Consider the following 17,504-nt stretch of genomic DNA (forward strand, 5'->3'; position numbering starts at 1 on the left):
CCGCGTGCTGTTTTCTTATCCGGTGATCGCCGCCGCTTCGCGCGGCGCCGGCCACGCGAGCGCATCCCAGTCGATCGCGCGATACGCGGCCTCGACCGCCGCGAGATCGTCCGGCCGCTCGCTGCGATGCAGCCCGCGCAATTCGGCCGGCACGTCGAGCGCGACCGGCACGCAATGCGGATAGTCGCGCACGCGCAGCGCCGGCCCGATCGTCGTGAAACACGCGAGCGTCGGCACGTCGAAACCGTCGGCGAGATGCAGCGCGGCCGTGTCGGGCGCGAACAGCAGGCTTGCGCCCTTGATCCATGCGATGAAGCGCGCGGTATCGGTCGCGTCGCCGCTCACGTCGGTGTAGGCCGGATGCGCGACGGGGCCGAACCCGGCCACCGGCAGCCCGTAGCGTTGCGCGAGCCGTTCCACGAACGCCGCGCGCAGCGCGGGCGGCACGCTGCGCACCGCGGTGCTCGCATTCGGACAGAACAGCACGTACGGCCGCTGCCATGCGGCCGGCAGCGCGGGCAGCGGCAGCCGCGCGAGCCAGCGGTTGCGCTTCGCGGCGGCCGGCACGGCGGCCGGGTCGGCGCCGAGCGCGTCGAGGAAGAAATCGATCATCGGCAGCCGCGCGAACGCGGGCCAGTACAGGTGATTGCCGACGTCGATGCACGGTGCGTCCGCGGGCAGCGCTTCGATGGGGCACGGCAGCGTGCGCGACGGCGCGACGACGTCGGCCGCGAGCGCATACAGCGCGTCGACATAGCGCGGCGTGCGGGCCGGCCGGTACAGCGTGAAACGCAGGCCCGCGTGCGCCGCGCGCAGTGCGGCGAGCGCGGTCAGCCCGATCACCGAATCGCCGAGCGTGACGCCCATCCCGTTGATTACGTGCACATGCCGCGCGGCGTCGTAGTCGAGCCGGAATGGCCGATGCGCGGCATGCAGCAGGCCGAGCGCGGGCGCGGCAGGCACGTGGCCGACTGCGCGGGTGCTGCCGTGCTCGACGTCGTACGGCGCGACGAGCGTGCCGTCCGGCGCGAGCAGCGTGCCGGGGAGCACGAGCGCGTCGTCGTGCGACAGCGCGACGCCGGACGGCGCGGTGCGCGTTTCCACCGTCATCCGCCGCGCGCGCGGCGGCCCTGCTCGCGGATCTGTTCTAGCGTCGCGGCCGGCGTGCTGGCGTCCTGCGGGATGCGGATCTCGATCAGCGCAGGCAGCCCGCAGGTCAGTGCGCGCTCGAGCGCGGGCGCGAAATCGGCGGTGCGCTCGACCGTCTCGCCATGCGCGCCGAACGCGCGCGCATACGCGGCGAAATCGGGATTCGTGAGCCCCGTGCCGTGCACTCGGCCCGGGTAGTTGCGCTCCTGATGCATGCGGATCGTGCCGAAATGCCCGTTGTTGACGACGATCGCGACGATGTTCAGTCCGTACTGCATCGCGGTGGCAAGCTCGTTGCCGGCCATCATGAAGCAGCCGTCGCCCGCGAGCGCGACGACGGCCCGCGACGGGTACAGCGATTTCGCGGCGAGCGCGGCCGGGATGCCGTAGCCCATCGCGCCGCTCGTCGGCGCGAGCTGCGAGCGGAAGTGCCGGTACGCGAAGTGGCGATGCAGCCAGATCGCATAGTTGCCGGCGCCGTTGGTCAGGATCGCGTCGTGCGGCAGGCGCTCGCGCAACTGCACCATCACGTCGCCGAGCTGGACGTCGCCGGGCATCGGCAGCGGCGCATGCCATTCGCGGTACGCGCGATGCGCGTCGGCGGCCGTGCCGGCCCACGCGGGGTGATCGGGCGGTTCGAGCGCGGCGAGCGGCGCGGCGATCTCGGGCATCCCCGACACGATCGGCAGGTCGGCCGCATACACGCGGCCGAGCTCGTCCGCGCCCTGGTGCACGTGGATCAGCGTCTGGCGGGTCTTCGGGATGTCGAGCAGCGTGTAGCCGCCGGTCGTCGCTTCGCCGAGGCGCGGCCCGATCACGAGCAGCAGGTCGGCGTCGCGGATGCGCTTCGCGAGCGCCGGATTGATCCCGAGCCCGACGTCGCCCGCATAGTTCGGGTGCGCGTTGTCGATCGTGTCCTGATAGCGGAACGCGCACGCGACCGGCAGTTGCCAGCGCTCGACGAAGGTGCGCAGGTTCGCGCACGCGTCGGGCGTCCAGCCGCTGCCGCCGACGATCGCGAGCGGCCGTTCCGCGCGCGCGAGCCGCTCGCGCAGCTCGTCGATCTGCGCGGCCGACGGCGCGGCGGCGACGCGTTTCGCGGCCGGCACGACCGGCTGCGGCGCGCACGCTTCGGACAGCACGTCTTCCGGCAGCGCGAGCACGACCGGGCCCGGACGGCCCGACATCGCGACGTGGAACGCGTGGCTCAGGTATTCGGGGATGCGGCGCGGGTCGTCGATCTGCGCGACCCATTTCGCCATCTGGCCGAACATCCGGCGGTAGTCGATTTCCTGGAAGGCTTCGCGGTCGAGGTGCTCGCGCGCGCACTGGCCGACGAACAGGATCATCGGCGTCGAATCCTGGAACGCGGTGTGCACGCCGATCGACGCATGCGTCGCGCCGGGCCCGCGCGTGACGAACGCGATGCCGGGGCGGCCGGTCAGCTTGCCGACGGCCTCGGCCATGTTCGCGGCGGCCGCCTCGTGGCGGCAGACGACCGTCTGGATGCGCGCGGTGTCGTCCGCCAGCGCATCGAGTACGGCGAGGAAACTCTCGCCCGGCACGCAGAACACGCGTTCGACGTGATTGGCGAGCAACGCATCGACGAGCAGTCGCGCACCGGTGGTGGCGCGCGGCTCGAGATCCTTGGAATGCGACATGGGCTGCCGTCTCCCTGGGTAGCGGGACGTACAGCTTACGCCTGTCGGCGGGGCCGTGAAAAGTGTCGGAACACGGAGTGATCCGGACGGCGCGTCGCCCGTGTTGGCCGGCTGCGGTTGGCCGAAAGGGTGACTTGTGCGTGATCGCTCGACAGGGAAGAGTGAGGCTACGGATGTCGAGGCGAATGCGGGTCTCGATCATCGATGCCGCACCTCCCAAGTAACAATAAAAAGGGAGGCCATTCAATAGTAAAATTTCCCGGAATGACTAACGGTATCGAGAATCCATCATGGCAACCGAAACGATCGATCAAAAGACGCTCGTCCAGCTCGTCGAGGCCGGCGCCGTGCGCGCCGCGCGCGTGATCGGCTGCGGCAACGGCTGGGCCGTTTCGGCCCGTTGCGGCACAAGCGAACGGCTCCTGTCGGCCAAGCGCGGCGACGTGCGCGTGTTCCGCCGTTTTGAAACGCTGGTCGGGTTTCTGCGCGAAATAGGCATCAGCCGGTTCGATGTGGACGCGTCGGATTTCGACCCGGATGCAGCCGGCCGGGCGACCCGGCCCGATCGTGCGGCCGCGCTGAAAGCGGCCCATGAAGCGGCCGTCCACGACCGCTGGTTTCGCGAGCAGGTGCAGCAGGCGCTGGACGATCCGCGCCCGTCGATTCCCGATGCCGAGGTCAGCGCAGAGTTTGCGTCGCGCCGTGCCGCGCTGCGTCAACGGATCGCGGGCAAGCGGGGTAATGCTGCTTGACCCTCGCGCTGCATTGGCACCCGAAGGCGCGCGAGGACCGCGCCGCGATCATGGACTACATCGGCCGGGACGACCCGCTGGCCGCGCTCGAACTGGACGAGCGATTGGAGGAGCGGGCCGCGGCGTTGCCCGCGTGCGCCGAACTGTATCGGCAAGGGCGCGTGGCGGGCACACGCGAGCTGGTGGTCGCGCCGAACTACGTGCTCGTGTATCGCATCCGGCCGGCCGACAACATCGTGGAGATCCTCCGCGTATTGCATGCGCGGCGGCAATGGCCGTGATGCATCGCGCCGGGCTCGGTGCTCGACGCTATTCACCAAGTGTCGGAGCGGGGCTGAATCAAGCCATCAAGCACCGGAGGAACATCATGACGGGAGGGGAAAGATGGAAGTGCCAGTGTTCGCTTACGGATCGAGGCACCGCCCATTGAGCATACCGCTGCCGAACGGATCGTCATGTACACACATGGATTTACATGATATAGGAAACGATCTAAAGTACATCCGACGTACATCCGGATCGGAGATCGACATGCATACCACCAGGGTATTTCGGAACGGCAACTCGCAGGCCGTACGGATTCCAGCAGACCTTGCTTATGAGCGTAGCGATATTGAGCTGGAAATCGAGCGGGTGGGTGACGAAATCCGTATTCGGCCTATGCGGCGGCCTCTGACCCGTGTGCTCGAGAAGTTTGCGAAATTCGGGCCGGATTTCATGTCCGAAGGACGCGGCGATCAGGAGCAGGCTGAGCGCGAGGGTCTGTGATGCCGCGCTACATGCTCGACACCAACATGTGCATCTATCTGATGAGGAATCAGCCGGAGCAGGTCGCAAGACGGTTTGCGCAGTGTTACACGGGGGACGTCGTGATGTCGGCGGTCACGTATGCCGAGCTCGAGTACGGTGTCGCGGTGTGCGCGAATCCTGACCGGGAGCGTCTAAATCTTGCCGCGCTGATCGAGGATATTCCCGTTGCGCCGTTCGATGTGGCGGCTGCGCAAGCGTACGGTCCTGTTCGCGACGCGACCCGCGAACGGAAGAAGGATCATCTCGACAAGCTGATCGCGGCCCACGCTGTGTCGCTCGATGTCGTCCTCGTGACCAACAACGAGCGGGACTTCGCGAGCTATCCGGGGTTGCGACTGGAAAACTGGCTGAACGATTCGTGTCCATGACTACGTCCGGCGGTAATGCGGGACGTCAATCCGCCTCGCGTTACCGTCGGACCTGGCATCAGCACTCGACGATATTCACCGCCAGCCCGCCGCGCGACGTTTCCTTGTACTTCGTCTTCATGTCGGCGCCCGTCTCGCGCATCGTCTTGATCACCGAGTCGAGCGACACGTAGTGCGAGCCGTCGCCGCGCAGCGCCATGCGCGCCGCGTTGACGGCCTTCACCGATGCCATCGCGTTGCGCTCGATGCACGGGATCTGCACCATCCCGCCGACCGGGTCGCAGGTGAGGCCGAGGTTGTGCTCCATGCCGATCTCGGCCGCGTTCTCGACCTGCTGCGGCGTGCCGCCGAGCACCGCTGCAAGCGCGCCGGCCGCCATCGAGCAGGCGACGCCCACTTCGCCCTGGCAGCCGACTTCCGCGCCCGAGATCGACGCGTTGAGCTTGTAGAGAATGCCGATCGCGGCGGCCGTCAGCAGGAAGTCGATCACGCCCTGCTCGTTCGCGCCGGGCGTGAAGCGCGTGTAGTAGTGCAGCACGGCCGGGATGATGCCGGCCGCGCCGTTGGTCGGCGCGGTGACGACCCGGCCGCCGGCCGCGTTTTCCTCGTTGACCGCGATCGCGTACAGGTTGATCCAGTCGATCATCGACAGCGGGTCCTGCAGCGCGCGCTCCGGGCTTCCCGTCAGCGTGCGGTACAGCTGCGGCGCGCGGCGCTTGACCTGGAACGGGCCGGGCAGGTTGCCGTCGGCATCGGGGTTGCCGATCCCGCAGCCGCGCGACACGCACGACTGCATCACGGCCCAGATCTTCAGCAGCCCGTCGCGCGTCTCTTCCTCGGTGTGCCACGCGCGCTCGTTTTCCCACATCAACTGCGCGATCGACTTGCCGGTCGACTCGGTCAGCGCGAGCAGCTCCGCGCCGGTGCGGAACGGGTGCGTCATCTGCTCGGCCGCGCTCAGCACCTTCGTGTTCGGCGCACCGGCCGTCACGACGAAACCGCCGCCGACCGACAGGTACGTGCGCTCGACCAGCACCGCGCCGTTCGCGTCGGACGCGCGCAGCTTCATCCCGTTCGGATGCTCGGGCAGCGCCTGGCGGTAGAACGCGATGTTCTCCTTCAGCACGAACGGCACCGGATGCGTGCCGAGCAGCGCGAGCTTCTTCGACTTGCGGACGTCTTCCAGCCGCGCGTCGATCGTGTCGGGATCGACGGTGTCGGGCGCGTCGCCGAGCAGGCCGAGCATCACGCCGCGGTCGGTGCCGTGGCCCTTGCCGGTGGCGCCGAGCGAGCCGTACAGCTCGACCTTCACGTGGGCCGTCGCATCGAGCTGCCCGTCGCGCTCGAGGCCCTGGACGAACATCAGCGCCGCGCGCATCGGTCCGACCGTATGCGAACTGGACGGACCGATGCCGATCTTGAAGAGGTCAAACACGCTGACTGCCATTTCGATACCTGCCTTGCTTATAAGAGTAGTGCTAGCGCGCCTGCAATGGCAGGCACGCGGCGAGCCATGCGGGCGGCGTCGGGGAAAGCTGCTGCGCGACGCGGGCATAGCGCCCGTCCAGCCGCGCGGCCAGATGAAAGAGTTCGGTGGCGTTTTTCGGGTCCCACTGCCCCGTGTAGCCCGGCAGGCCGGCCTCGCGGCGCTTCGCGTCGAACGGCACCGGCGAATTCACGAATTCCTCGTGGGTTTTCTCGCCGAGCGCGTACGGCACGAGCCAGTCGAGCGCGGCCGCGAGCGTCGCGCCGTTCGCGCCGCGCTCGCGCAGCCAGTTGCGGTTGAAGCGGCGCGCGGCGAGCGCAGCCGTCACCAGCGGCTGCAGGTCGTACACCGCGTAGTGCAGCGCATCGCGTTCCTCGAAGTCCCACGTCTTGCCGTCCGGGCCGATGTTGTCGGCGAGATGCTCGACGAACAGCCGCTGCGCGGCGTTCATCATCCTGCGGTCGCCGAGCGTGAACGCGGACAGCGCGATCAGCTTGATCCGGTGGCTCTGCCAGTTGTTGCGCCAGGTGCCGGTGAGCGGACGCTTCTGCGCGTCGATCTGCGCGACATAGCCGGCGCCGAGCTTCGCGATGAACGCGGCCGTCGCGTTGCGGGTCTTCACCGGCAGCGCGCTCGCGGTCATGTCGTACGCGATGATCAGGCTTTCGAAGCGCGTCTCGTCGATCGGGTTGAAGCTCGGCTGGTAGGTCGCGACCCACGCGGACAGGAAGCGGTCGACGAGCTGCAGGTAGCGCGGCGCGTTCGTCACGCGCCACGCGAGCGCCGCGTCGCGCATCAGGTCCATGTCCTTCAGCGCGGCGGCGCTCTGGTCGTAGATGCCTTCGTGCGGCAGCGTGCCCTCGGTGTGCACGCGCGGCATCGCCTTCGGCTGCTCGCCGATGCGCGCGTCGACGCTGCGGATCAGCGCCTGCACGCCCGGCTCGGCCTGGGTCGTCTCGCTCGCCTGCAGTGCCGGCGCCGCGCAGAAATTCATCGCCGCGCGCGCGTTGCCGGACGCGCCGAGGCCGACAGCGGCAAACGACAGCGACGCGACGAGCATCGGCACGAACCGGCGCGCACGCACGCGCGGCCGACTCTGCAGTGCACCATGGCCCGGAAACATCGGACGCACCATGCGGAACTCCTTCATTGGCTGGATCGCGTGTGATGTTAGCCGGATTGGCGGACGAACGCGCACCGGTTCCGGCGGCGTACGCAAAAACCGCACGCAACACGGAGTTGCGTGCGGTGCGATCACCATCGGACGGCTCGGGGCCTGGCGCGCGTTATGCGTATTCCGACATCGGCACGCACGAGCAGAACAGGTTGCGGTCGCCGTACGCATTGTCCGCGCGGCCGACCGGCGGCCAGTACTTGTTCGTGCCGAGCGATGCGACCGGGTACGCAGCCTGCTCGCGCGAGTACGCGTGCGGCCATTCGTTCGCGGTGACGACGGCCGCCGTGTGCGGCGCGTGACGCAGCGGGTTGTCCTCGCGGTCGGCGCGGCCTTCCTCGACCGCGCGGATTTCCTCGCGGATCGCGATCATCGCGGCGATGAAGCGGTCGAGTTCTTCCTGCGATTCCGATTCGGTCGGCTCGACCATCAGCGTGCCCGGCACCGGGAAGCTCATCGTCGGCGCGTGGAAGCCGTAGTCCATCAGGCGCTTCGCGACGTCGTCGACGCTGATGCCGCTCGAATCCTTGATCGGACGCAGGTCGAGAATGCATTCGTGCGCAACCAGCCCGCCCGGGCCCGAGTACAGCACCGGGTAGTGCGGCGCGAGGCGCTTCGCGATGTAGTTCGCGTTGAGGATCGCGGTTTCCGTCGCGGCGGTCAGGTTCTTCGCGCCCATCATCGCGATGTACATCCACGAGATCGGCAGGATCGACGCCGAGCCGTACGGGGCGGCCGACACCGCGCCGATGCCGTTTTCGTCGCGCGCATAGCCGGTCGAACGCTGGTTCGGCAGGAACTTCGCGAGGTGCGCGCCGACCGCGACCGGGCCGACGCCCGGGCCGCCGCCGCCGTGCGGGATGCAGAAGGTCTTGTGCAGGTTCAGGTGCGACACGTCGCCGCCGAACTGGCCCGGCGCGGTCAGGCCGACCATCGCGTTCATGTTCGCGCCGTCGACGTACACCTGGCCGCCGTGCGCATGCACGATCTCGCAGATCTCGCGGACGTTCTGCTCGAACACGCCGTGCGTCGACGGATACGTGATCATGATCGCCGCGAGGTCCTTCGAGTGCTGCTCGGCCTTCGCCTTCAGGTCGGCGATGTCGACGTTGCCCTGCGCGTCGCAGGCGACGACCACGACCTTCATGCCGGCCATGTGCGCGGATGCCGGGTTCGTGCCGTGCGCGGACGCCGGGATCAGGCACACGTCGCGGTGGGCTTCGCCGCGCGATGCGTGGTACGCGTGGATGATCAGCAGGCCCGCGTACTCGCCCTGCGAGCCAGCGTTCGGCTGCAGCGACACGGCCGCGTAGCCGGTGGCCGCGACGAGCATCTGCTCGAGCTGGTCGATCATCTCGCGGTAGCCGACGGTCTGGTCGGCCGGCGCGAACGGGTGGATGCCGCCGAACTCGGGCCACGTGACGGGCAGCATTTCCGACGTCGCGTTCAGCTTCATCGTGCACGAGCCGAGCGGGATCATCGAGCGGTCGAGCGCGAGATCCTTGTCCGACAGGCTGCGCAGGTAGCGCAGCATTTCGGTTTCGGAATGGTGGCGGTTGAACACGTGGTGCGTCAGGTACGCGCTCGTGCGCTCGAGGCCGGCCGGCAGCGCGGCGACGCCGGCGAGGCCTGCGTCCAGCGCGTCGACGGCCGGCGCGGTGCCGCCCGCGGCCTGCGCGAACACGGTGAGGAGATCGGCGAGGTCGTCGCGCGTCGTCGTTTCGTCGACCGACACGCCGACTTGCGTGTCGCTCACGCGGCGCAGGTTGATGCGCTTCGCCTTCGCGAATTCGTGAACCTGCGCGGTGCGCGCGCCGGTGTCGATCGTCAGCGTGTCGAAGAACGTGTCGTTGACGGTCGCGAAGCCGAGCTGCTTCACGCCGGCGGCGAACAGCGCCGCGATGCGGTTCACGCGCAGCGCGATCGTCTTCAGCCCGTGCGGGCCGTGGTAGACCGCGTACATGCTGGCCATGATCGCGAGCAGCGCCTGCGCGGTACACACGTTCGACGTCGCCTTCTCGCGGCGGATGTGCTGTTCGCGGGTTTGCAGCGCGAGGCGCAGCGCGGGCTTGCCCTGCGCGTCGACCGTCACGCCGACGAGGCGGCCCGGCATCTGGCGCTTGAATTCATCGCGCACCGCGAGATACGCGGCGTGCGGGCCGCCGAAGCCCATCGGCACACCGAAGCGCTGCGTGTTGCCGATCGCGACGTCCGCGCCCCATTCGCCGGGCGGCGTCAGCACGGTGAGCGCGAGCAGGTCGGCCGCGACGACCACGTGGCCGCCGGCCGCGTGGATCGCTTCGGTGAGTGTGCGGTAGTCGCGCACGTCGCCGTTCACGCCCGGGTATTGCAGCAGCACGCCGAACGCGTTCGCCTGTGCCGCGTCGGCGGCCGGGCCCGTCTTGATCTCGATGCCGATCGGCAGCGCGCGCGTGCGGATCACTTCGAGCGTCTGCGGCAGCACATCGTCGGCGACGTAGAACACGTTCGACGCCGGCTTGCCGGTGCGCTGCAGCAGCGTCATCGCTTCGGCCGCGGCGGTCGCTTCATCGAGCAGCGACGCGTTCGAGATCGCGAGGCCCGTGAGGTCGGTCACCATCTGCTGGAAGTTCAGGAGCGCCTCGAGGCGGCCCTGGGAAATTTCGGGCTGGTACGGCGTGTAGGCCGTGTACCACGCCGGGTTTTCGAGCACGTTGCGCAGGATTACCGCCGGCGTGTGCGTGTCGTGGTAACCCTGGCCGATATACGAGCGGAACACCTGGTTCTTGTCCGCGAGAACCCGCAGCGCGGCGAGGGCTTCGGCCTCGCTCTTCGGCTGCGCGAACGGGCCGAGCGGCAGCGTTTCGGCGCGGCGGATCGAGGCCGGGATCACGGCGTCAATCAGGGCGGCGCGCGACGCGAAGCCGAGCGTATCGAGCATGGCCTGCTGGCTGGCGGCGTCGGGGCCGATATGGCGTTCGGCGAACGCGTCGTGCGTTTCGAGCGCGGCGAGCGAGAGGGGCGTGCGGTTCATCAGGCGGTCCGGGTGTTCGAGCTTCATGGCGTGACTCTGGTCCCGCGCGGGACGGGGCGGCTGACCGGCCCCGCGCGGTTCGGGTAAGGAAATTAGTCGATCAGCTTGGTGTAGGCGGCAGCGTCGATCAGCTTGTCGGTCGATGCGCCGGCCGCGAGCTTGATCTTGAAGAGCCACACGCCGTACGCATCGCTGTTCACTTCTTCCGGCGCGTCGGTCGCTTCCGTATTGACGGCGACGACCTCGCCGGACACCGGCGAGTAGATGTCGGATGCAGCCTTCACCGATTCGACGACGCCGACCGCGTCGCCCGCGGTCACCGACTTGCCGACTTCGGGCAGTTCGAGGAAGACGATGTCGCCGAGCGTGCTCTGCGCGTGATCGGTGATGCCGACCGTCAGCGTGCCGTCTGCTTCGGTGCGGATCCACTCGTGTTCGTCGGTGTATTTCAGATCGGCCGGGACGTTGCTCATCGGATGCTCCTGGATAAAAGGGTGTGATTCGTTCTGCTGGCGCGCCGCCGGGGCGCGCCGGATGTGGTTTGCGCCGGGCGCCATCTCCCGGCTTCCCGGGAGGAGGCCCCCCGGCCGTTACGCAGCGAGGACCTTGCCGTTGCGCACGAACGGCAGTTTTACCACGCGCGCGGGAAGATTCTTGTCGCGAATTTGCACCTGGACCGTGTCGCCGACCTGGACGGCCGCCGGCACGCGCGCGAACGCGATCGATTCCTGCATCGACGGCGAGAACGTGCCGCTCGTGATCTCGCCTTCGCCGTGCGGCGTGACGACCTTCTGGTGTGCGCGCAGCACGCCGCCCGCCTTGCCGTTTTCCTTCTGCAGGATCAGGCCGACGAACGCGGCGCGCGTGCCGTCGCGTTCGAGCGCGGCGCGGCCGACGAAGTCGCGCGGCGCGGTGAGGTCGACCGTCCACGCGAGGCCCGCGTCGAGCGGCGACACGGTGTCGTCCATGTCCTGGCCGTACAGGTTCATGCCGGCCTCGAGGCGCAGCGTGTCGCGCGCGCCGAGCCCGCACGGGCGCACGCCGTTTTGCTGCAGTGCGTTCCACAGCGCTACGACGTGCACGGCCGGGACGATCACTTCGAAGCCGTCTTCACCGGTATAGCCGGTGCGCGCGACGGTGAGATCGCCGAATGGCGTGCCGGCGACCTGCGCGGCGTTGAACGGCTTCAGCTCGCTCGTCGCGGCGCGCGCGGCGGGCACCGTCGTCCAGACCTTTTCGCGGGCGTTCGGGCCCTGAACGGCGACGATTGCGAAATCGCGGCGCGGCGCGATCGTGAGGCCGTAGCCGCCTTGCTCGTTGAGCGTGTTGAACCACGCGATGTCTTTCTCGGCGGTGCCGGCGTTGACGACGACGCGGAAGAAATCTTCGGTGAAGTAATAGACGATCAGGTCGTCGACGACGCCACCCTGCGGATTGAGCAGGCACGAGTAGAGCGCCTTGCCGGGCGTCTTCAGCTTGCCGACGTTGTTCGCGATCGCGTGCTCGAAGAACGCGCGCACGCGGCTGCCGGTGAAATCGACGACGCACATGTGCGACACGTCGAACATGCCGGCGTCGGTGCGCACGGCTTCGTGTTCTTCGATCTGCGAGCCGTAGTTGACGGGCATGTCCCAGCCGCCGAAGTCGACCATGCGGGCATTGAGCGCGCGGTGCGCGGCGTTGAGCGGGGTGTGATTCAGTGCAGTCATCGAGGCCTCAGGCAAGGCGCTTGCGCGCGGATCAGAACGGCCATGTGCCGACCACCGCGGCCGACGGGCTGCGAGCGATCAGGTACATGCCCCTCTGTCCTCGATACCTGAGAGATTGCGCCGCGGGCAAAGCCCGGCGAGCGCGCGCCCCTTCGGTGGGCAGCTTGCCCGCGCAGCATGTGCGCAGCGGGCTACTGCCGCTCTCCAGAGTGCGGGGAGTGCGGCCCGCGCAATGCGCGGACGGGATTCCCCGACGCGGTCGGTCCTTTTGCCTGAGAGTTTGCGGGTGTGCCCCTTCGGCGGCGCGACCGGCGTTGCAGCAACGCGGTCACACGCTCTCCCGACGCGTGCGGGCGACTGTACGCGAGCGGGTGGGCCTTGTCAATTTGGGCAAAAAAATGTCGCTTCACGACAAGCGGCGGCAACCGGTGCCGCCGCTTTTTTCCACTCCGGCGGGCGCCGGCGCGTTACTCGCCGATCGCGCGCGCGGCCGTGTCGAGTTCCTGGTTCAGCACGCGCTGCTCGTCGCCGGACAGGCCGCCGCTGTGCTGCGCGGCCATGTCGTTCGCTTCCTGGCGGATCACGTCGAGGCGGTGGTGAAGCTGCGCGCCGTACGGCGGCGGATAGTAGCCGCCGTTCACGCGCGCATCGATGCGGCGGTGCAGGTTGTCGATCCGGCCCTGGATCTGTTGCGCCCGTTCGTTCGCGACGACCTGCGGATTCGGCCGCGGCGGGGGCGCCTGACGGACCGGCTGCTGCGGCTGCACGATACAGGCCGCGAGCGAGGAAACCAGCACGCAGCACACTGCTGCGCGAATCAACCGTTGCATCAACATTCTCCTGACGGATTGGTGTCGGATCGACTTTTTTGAGAAACGCGTCAGACACGTGTACCGCTGACTTTCGTTCCCGCGGCATTTGTAACCGAATGTTCCGGTTGCCCCGGTACACGCGTGCCGGCCGGCTGCAACCGGCCAGCGCGCGGTGTCAGACCATGCGGCGCACGAACGGCAGCCGGCGGCCGTCGTGCTCGCTCTGCGCGGCGAGCTCGATGATCGTCATCACGTCGACGGCGTCCTGCGCGGTGACGGGGAACGGCGCGCCGTCGCGGATCGACGCGGCGAGCGCGCGGTAGAACTCCGCGTACTGGCCGTCGAGCGTCGGCACCGGGCGCTCGACTTCGATTTCGCCGTCGAGCACGCGCAACAGGCCGGGCGGGTTGCCGCCGCCGAACTCGACGTCGTCCGCGGTGAGGCCGGCCTTGAGCTGGTCTTCCTGCGTGTCGAGCCCGAACTTCTGGTAGCTGCCGCGCGTGCCGTGCAGCGTGAAGCGCGCGGGCTCGATCGCCGCCAGCGCGCTCGCATGCAGCGCGACGTCCTTGTCCGGATAACCGAGCAGCAGGTGCACGAAATCGGGCGCCGTGCCGTTGTCGCGGCGCGTCTTGACGGTCGCGCTCACCGTTTCCGGTACGCCGAACAGCGCGAGCGCCTGGTCGATCAGGTGCGGGCCGAGGTCGAGCAGCAGGCCGCCGCCGCGTGCGGGCTCCTCGCGCCAGCGCGTGCGCGGCGTCGGCCGGAAGCGGTCGAAGTGCGACGCGAAGTAGGTGAGCCGGCCGAGCTCGCCCGATTCGACGACACGGCGCACGGTCAGGAAATCGCCGTCCCAGCGGCGGTTGTGGAACGGCGCGAACAGCCGGCTGCGCGCGTTCGCGAGCCGCGCAAGCGCAAGTGCTTCGTCGGCGGTGAGCGTGACGGGCTTGTCGACGACCACGTGACGGCCGGCTTCGAGCACCTGGCGTGCGAGCGCGAAGTGCGTGTCGTTCGGCGTGGCGATCACCACGCACTCGATGTCGTCGAGGCCGAGCAGCGTGTCGAGGTCGGGGACGACGCGCGCGCCCGGATACGCGGCCCGTGCGCGATCGGGCTGGCCCGTCGCGATCGCGGCGACTTCAGTGCGGCCGCTCGTGGCGATCACGGGCGCGTGGAACGTCGCGCCGGCGAAACCGAAACCCATCAAACCAATCCTGAGCAATGACGACATGGCAATTCCTGGCTGCGAAGGAAATTAAAGGATGGCGCGCCGAGGCGGCGCGAAGACGACCGGCTATTTTGGCATGGCGCCGCCGCTCGTACTGGCGCGTTGGGCGAAATGCGCGGAGAGACGCGGCGCATGCGCAAAGGAAGCCGGCATTTGCGCGAGACCGCGCACCGTGCGCACGTGGCTGCCTGCCCGGCTTCGCGGTAAACGGCGCGTCACGCGGGCGCTGAGCCGTGTCATGCGGCCGCCCGCTGCCGCACGGCGGCCGCGACCTGCGCGGCCCACACGGCGCATGCGGCTTCGCCTGGGTGGAAGCCGTCCGCGGCCATCAGGTGGCGCTCGAGCGGCAGCGCGACCCGCAGGAACGTGCAATGCGGCTGCGCGGCGGCCCAGCCGGCGAGCGCCGCGTTGAGCCGTTTCGCGCGCAGCCCGAGATACCACGCGAGCGGCTGCGGCAGCGCCGGAAAGCGTTCCATCGGCGGTACTGCCGACAGGATCACGTGCCCGACCCGGAAGCGCCCGGCGAGCGTCCGGACGAGTTCGGCCTGCGCCGCCTGCCAGCGCGCCGGCGGCACGCCGCTCGTCACGTCGTTGACGCCGAGCGAAGTCACGGCCACGTCGAACGGCTCGGCCGGCTCGGCGGCGAGCCAATCGACGAGATCCTGCGTGGTCAGGCCCGTGCGTGCGAGCAGCTTCCAGCTCACGCGGTGCGTGGCCGCCAGTTCGCTCGCCAGTTGCCCGGACAGCGCGTCGCGCTGCGTCGCGACGCCGACGCCCGCGGCGGCCGAATCGCCGACCACCAGCACGCGCAGCGGCGGGCCGTCGCCGGCCACGCCGTCGCGCGGGCCGGCCGCCTCGGGCAGCCGCGGCGTGACGCGCCGCACGTAGCGCCCCTGTGCGAACAGCAGCGGGCCGAGGGCGGCGGTAGCGAACGGGTATCCCATGGTGTCGATCCGGTGGCGTTTCAGACGTTTCAAGCGGTTCAGGCGAGCCCGGCACGGGGCGCCGCCGGTGTGTGCGTATTGTGGCCGATCGGTGCGCGAACAGGGCCGGATTGGCCGGACGGACAGGGGGCGGCCGACCGATTGGCCCGCGCGGCCCCGTCCGGCGGCGCTCCCGAAATACGCGCCGCCGACGTGTTAACATGCGCGTCCTGCCCGCGTGTCCGCCTGCTTCGCCAGCCTGCCGCGCACGGCATCCTCCCGGCGTTCCGCCGTCAACCGCAACACCATCCGCCATCATGTCCGCAGGCCTCAATTCCGCCCAGAACGAAGCGGTGCGCTACCTCGACGGTCCCTGTCTCGTGCTCGCCGGCGCGGGCAGCGGCAAGACCCGCGTGATCACGCAGAAGATCGCGCACCTGATCGAAGCGAAAGGCTTCGAGCCGCGCCACATCGCCGCCGTCACGTTCACGAACAAGGCGGCCGCCGAAATGCGCGAGCGCGTGGGGAAGCTGCTCGAGGGCAAGACGCTCACCACGCCCGGCAAGGAAGGCCGCAAGGTGCCCGTCAACCAGCTCACCGTCTGCACGTTCCATTCGCTCGGCGTGCAGATCCTGCGCCAGGAGGCCGAGCACGTCGGCCTGAAGCCGCAGTTCTCGATCATGGATTCGGACGACTGCTTCGGGATGATCCAGGAGCAGCTCGGCACCACCGACAAGGGGCTGATCCGCAAGATCCAGAGCATCATCTCGCTGTGGAAGAACGGCCTGATCATGCCCGACGAGGCGATGGCGATCGCGGCCAACGAGGACGAGCACCAGGCCGCGCTGGTCTACCGCAACTACGTCGCGACGCTGCATGCGTACCAGGCGGTCGACTTCGACGACCTGATCCGCCTGCCCGCCGAGCTGTTCGCGAAGAACGAGCAGGTGCGCGACCGCTGGCAGAACAAGCTGCGCTACCTGCTGATCGACGAGTACCAGGACACCAACGCGTGCCAGTACGAGCTGCTGAAGCTGCTCGCCGGCCCGCGCGCCGCGTTCACGGCGGTCGGCGACGACGACCAGGCGATCTACGGCTGGCGTGGCGCGACGCTCGAGAACCTCGCGCAGCTCGGCAAGGATTTCCCGAAGCTGCACCTGGTCAAGCTCGAGCAGAATTACCGGTCGACGGTGCGGATCCTGACCGCCGCGAACAACGTGATCGCGAACAACCCGAAGCTGTTCGAGAAGAAGCTGTGGTCCGAGCACGGGATGGGCGATTCGATCACCGTCACGCCGTGCAACGACGAGGAGCACGAGGCCGAATCGGTCGTGTTCCGGCTGTCCGCGCACAAGTTCGAGCGGCGCGCGCAGTTCCGCGACTACGCGATCCTGTATCGCGGCAATTTCCAGGCGCGCATCTTCGAGCAGGTGCTGCGGCGCGAGCGGATCCCGTACGTGCTGTCCGGCGGCCAGTCGTTCTTCGACAAGGCCGAGATCAAGGACCTGTGCGCGTACCTGCGGCTGATCGCGAACGCCGATGACGATCCCGCGTTCATCCGCGCGGTCACGACGCCGCGCCGCGGGATCGGCAACACGACGCTCGAGGCGCTCGGCTCGTTCGCTGGGCAGGCGAAGGTGTCGCTGTTCGAGGCCGTGTACATGGGCGGCATCGAGGCGCGGCTGTCCGCGCGCCAGGTCGAGCCGCTCAGGATGTTCTGCGACTTCATCCAGCGCCTGACCGAGCGCGCGGACAAGGAGCCCGCGACCGTCGTGCTCGACGACATGATGGAGGCGATCCACTACGAGGCGTACCTGTACGACGCGTTCGACGAGCGCCAGGCGCAGTCGAAATGGCAGAACGTCCTCGAATTCCTCGAATGGCTGAAGCGCAAGGGCACGAAGCCCGAGACGGAAGCCGTCGACGGCGAGGCGGAAGGCTTCCACAACGCGGACGGGCTCGCCGATACGGGCAAGAACCTGCTCGGCCTGATCCAGACCGTCGCGCTGATGTCGATGCTCGAGGGCAAGGACGAGGATCCGGATGCCGTGCGGCTGTCGACCGTCCATGCGTCGAAGGGGCTCGAGTATCCGCACGTGTTCCTGGTCGGCGTCGAGGAGGGCATCATGCCGCACCGCGGCGGCAGCGAGGACGACGGCCCGATCGACAGCGAGCGGATCGAGGAAGAGCGCCGGCTGATGTACGTCGCGATCACGCGCGCGCAGCGCAGCCTGCACCTGAACTGGTGCAAGAAGCGCAAGCGGGCGCGCGAGACGGTCGTGTGCGAGCCGTCGCGCTTCATCCCCGAGATGGGCCTCGACGAAGCGCCGCCGCCCACGCCGGAAGAAGCGCCGATGTCGCCGAAGGATCGGCTCGCGAGCCTGAAGGCGTTGCTGCAGAAGTGATGCGGCGGCGCCGTCGG

15 protein-coding genes and 2 riboswitches are annotated in these 17,504 nt (G+C 68.7%); of the genes, 5 read left to right on the plus strand and 10 right to left on the minus strand.

What is annotated here, in order from left to right; all coding sequences use genetic code 11:
- Nucleotides 1-15: 15 nt before the first annotated feature.
- Nucleotides 16-1,110: an ADP-heptose--LPS heptosyltransferase gene (locus KVT39_RS21120; protein ID WP_034183986.1), complete on the minus strand. Its 1,095-nt coding sequence runs from the start codon at nt 1,108-1,110 to the stop codon at nt 16-18.
- Nucleotides 1,107-2,810, minus strand: a complete 1,704-nt coding sequence (locus KVT39_RS21125; protein ID WP_105390393.1) for a thiamine pyrophosphate-binding protein — start codon at nt 2,808-2,810, stop codon at nt 1,107-1,109. Before KVT39_RS21125 ends, KVT39_RS21120 begins: the two co-directional genes overlap by 4 nt.
- A 290-nt stretch (nt 2,811-3,100) precedes the next feature.
- Between KVT39_RS21125 and KVT39_RS21130 the strand changes: the two genes are divergently transcribed.
- The 4 genes from KVT39_RS21130 (at nt 3,101) to KVT39_RS21145 (ending at nt 4,740) form a co-directional block, all read left to right on the plus strand.
- Entirely contained in the window at nt 3,101-3,562 is a 462-nt protein-coding gene (locus KVT39_RS21130; RefSeq protein ID WP_034183865.1) for a hypothetical protein, read from the plus strand.
- The gene (locus KVT39_RS21135) at nt 3,559-3,843 is read left to right on the plus strand and encodes a type II toxin-antitoxin system RelE/ParE family toxin (RefSeq protein WP_175748245.1); all 285 of its coding nucleotides are present in this window, start codon (nt 3,559-3,561) and stop codon (nt 3,841-3,843) included. The genes KVT39_RS21130 and KVT39_RS21135 overlap by 4 nt, the downstream gene beginning before the upstream one ends.
- A 250-nt stretch (nt 3,844-4,093) precedes the next feature.
- Complete coding sequence (gene vapB / locus KVT39_RS21140; RefSeq protein ID WP_034183867.1) at nt 4,094-4,330, plus strand: type II toxin-antitoxin system VapB family antitoxin; 237 nt, start codon at nt 4,094-4,096, stop codon at nt 4,328-4,330.
- Complete coding sequence (locus KVT39_RS21145; protein WP_217590122.1) at nt 4,330-4,740, plus strand: type II toxin-antitoxin system VapC family toxin; 411 nt, start codon at nt 4,330-4,332, stop codon at nt 4,738-4,740. The genes vapB and KVT39_RS21145 overlap by 1 nt, the downstream gene beginning before the upstream one ends.
- Nucleotides 4,741-4,798: 58 nt before the next feature.
- Here KVT39_RS21145 and KVT39_RS21150 read toward each other — a convergent pair whose 3' ends face one another.
- From KVT39_RS21150 to KVT39_RS21185, 8 genes are all read right to left on the minus strand, one after another.
- Entirely contained in the window at nt 4,799-6,187 is a 1,389-nt protein-coding gene (locus KVT39_RS21150) for an L-serine ammonia-lyase (RefSeq protein ID WP_217590123.1), read from the minus strand.
- Nucleotides 6,188-6,218: 31 nt separating this feature from the next.
- Nucleotides 6,219-7,361, minus strand: a complete 1,143-nt coding sequence (locus KVT39_RS21155; protein WP_217590124.1) for an alginate lyase family protein — start codon at nt 7,359-7,361, stop codon at nt 6,219-6,221.
- Between the two features lie 151 nt (nt 7,362-7,512).
- Nucleotides 7,513-10,440, minus strand: coding sequence for an aminomethyl-transferring glycine dehydrogenase (gene gcvP / locus KVT39_RS21160; RefSeq protein ID WP_217590125.1), 2,928 nt, complete (start codon nt 10,438-10,440; stop codon nt 7,513-7,515).
- Nucleotides 10,441-10,505: 65 nt separating this feature from the next.
- Nucleotides 10,506-10,886, minus strand: a complete 381-nt coding sequence (gene gcvH / locus KVT39_RS21165) for a glycine cleavage system protein GcvH (protein ID WP_217590126.1) — start codon at nt 10,884-10,886, stop codon at nt 10,506-10,508.
- Nucleotides 10,887-11,003: 117 nt separating this feature from the next.
- The gene (gcvT, locus tag KVT39_RS21170) at nt 11,004-12,122 is read right to left on the minus strand and encodes a glycine cleavage system aminomethyltransferase GcvT (RefSeq protein WP_175748237.1); all 1,119 of its coding nucleotides are present in this window, start codon (nt 12,120-12,122) and stop codon (nt 11,004-11,006) included.
- A gap of 84 nt (nt 12,123-12,206) precedes the next feature.
- Nucleotides 12,207-12,340, minus strand: a riboswitch (glycine riboswitch).
- Between the two features lie 31 nt (nt 12,341-12,371).
- A riboswitch (glycine riboswitch) is annotated at nt 12,372-12,475 on the minus strand.
- Between the two features lie 114 nt (nt 12,476-12,589).
- Complete coding sequence (locus KVT39_RS21175; RefSeq protein ID WP_034183988.1) at nt 12,590-12,952, minus strand: hypothetical protein; 363 nt, start codon at nt 12,950-12,952, stop codon at nt 12,590-12,592.
- Between the two features lie 157 nt (nt 12,953-13,109).
- The gene (locus KVT39_RS21180; RefSeq protein WP_217590127.1) at nt 13,110-14,162 is read right to left on the minus strand and encodes an oxidoreductase; all 1,053 of its coding nucleotides are present in this window, start codon (nt 14,160-14,162) and stop codon (nt 13,110-13,112) included.
- Nucleotides 14,163-14,395: 233 nt separating this feature from the next.
- Nucleotides 14,396-15,103: an SGNH/GDSL hydrolase family protein gene (locus KVT39_RS21185; protein WP_217590128.1), complete on the minus strand. Its 708-nt coding sequence runs from the start codon at nt 15,101-15,103 to the stop codon at nt 14,396-14,398.
- Between the two features lie 296 nt (nt 15,104-15,399).
- Between KVT39_RS21185 and KVT39_RS21190 the strand changes: the two genes are divergently transcribed.
- Nucleotides 15,400-17,487 (plus strand): UvrD-helicase domain-containing protein, encoded by a 2,088-nt coding sequence (locus KVT39_RS21190; RefSeq protein WP_105390403.1) that lies wholly within the window; start codon nt 15,400-15,402, stop codon nt 17,485-17,487.
- Nucleotides 17,488-17,504: the final 17 nt, after the last annotated feature.

Source organism: Burkholderia sp. GbtcB21 (assembly GCF_019091065.1).
Classification (GTDB): domain Bacteria; phylum Pseudomonadota; class Gammaproteobacteria; order Burkholderiales; family Burkholderiaceae; genus Burkholderia; species Burkholderia pyrrocinia_C.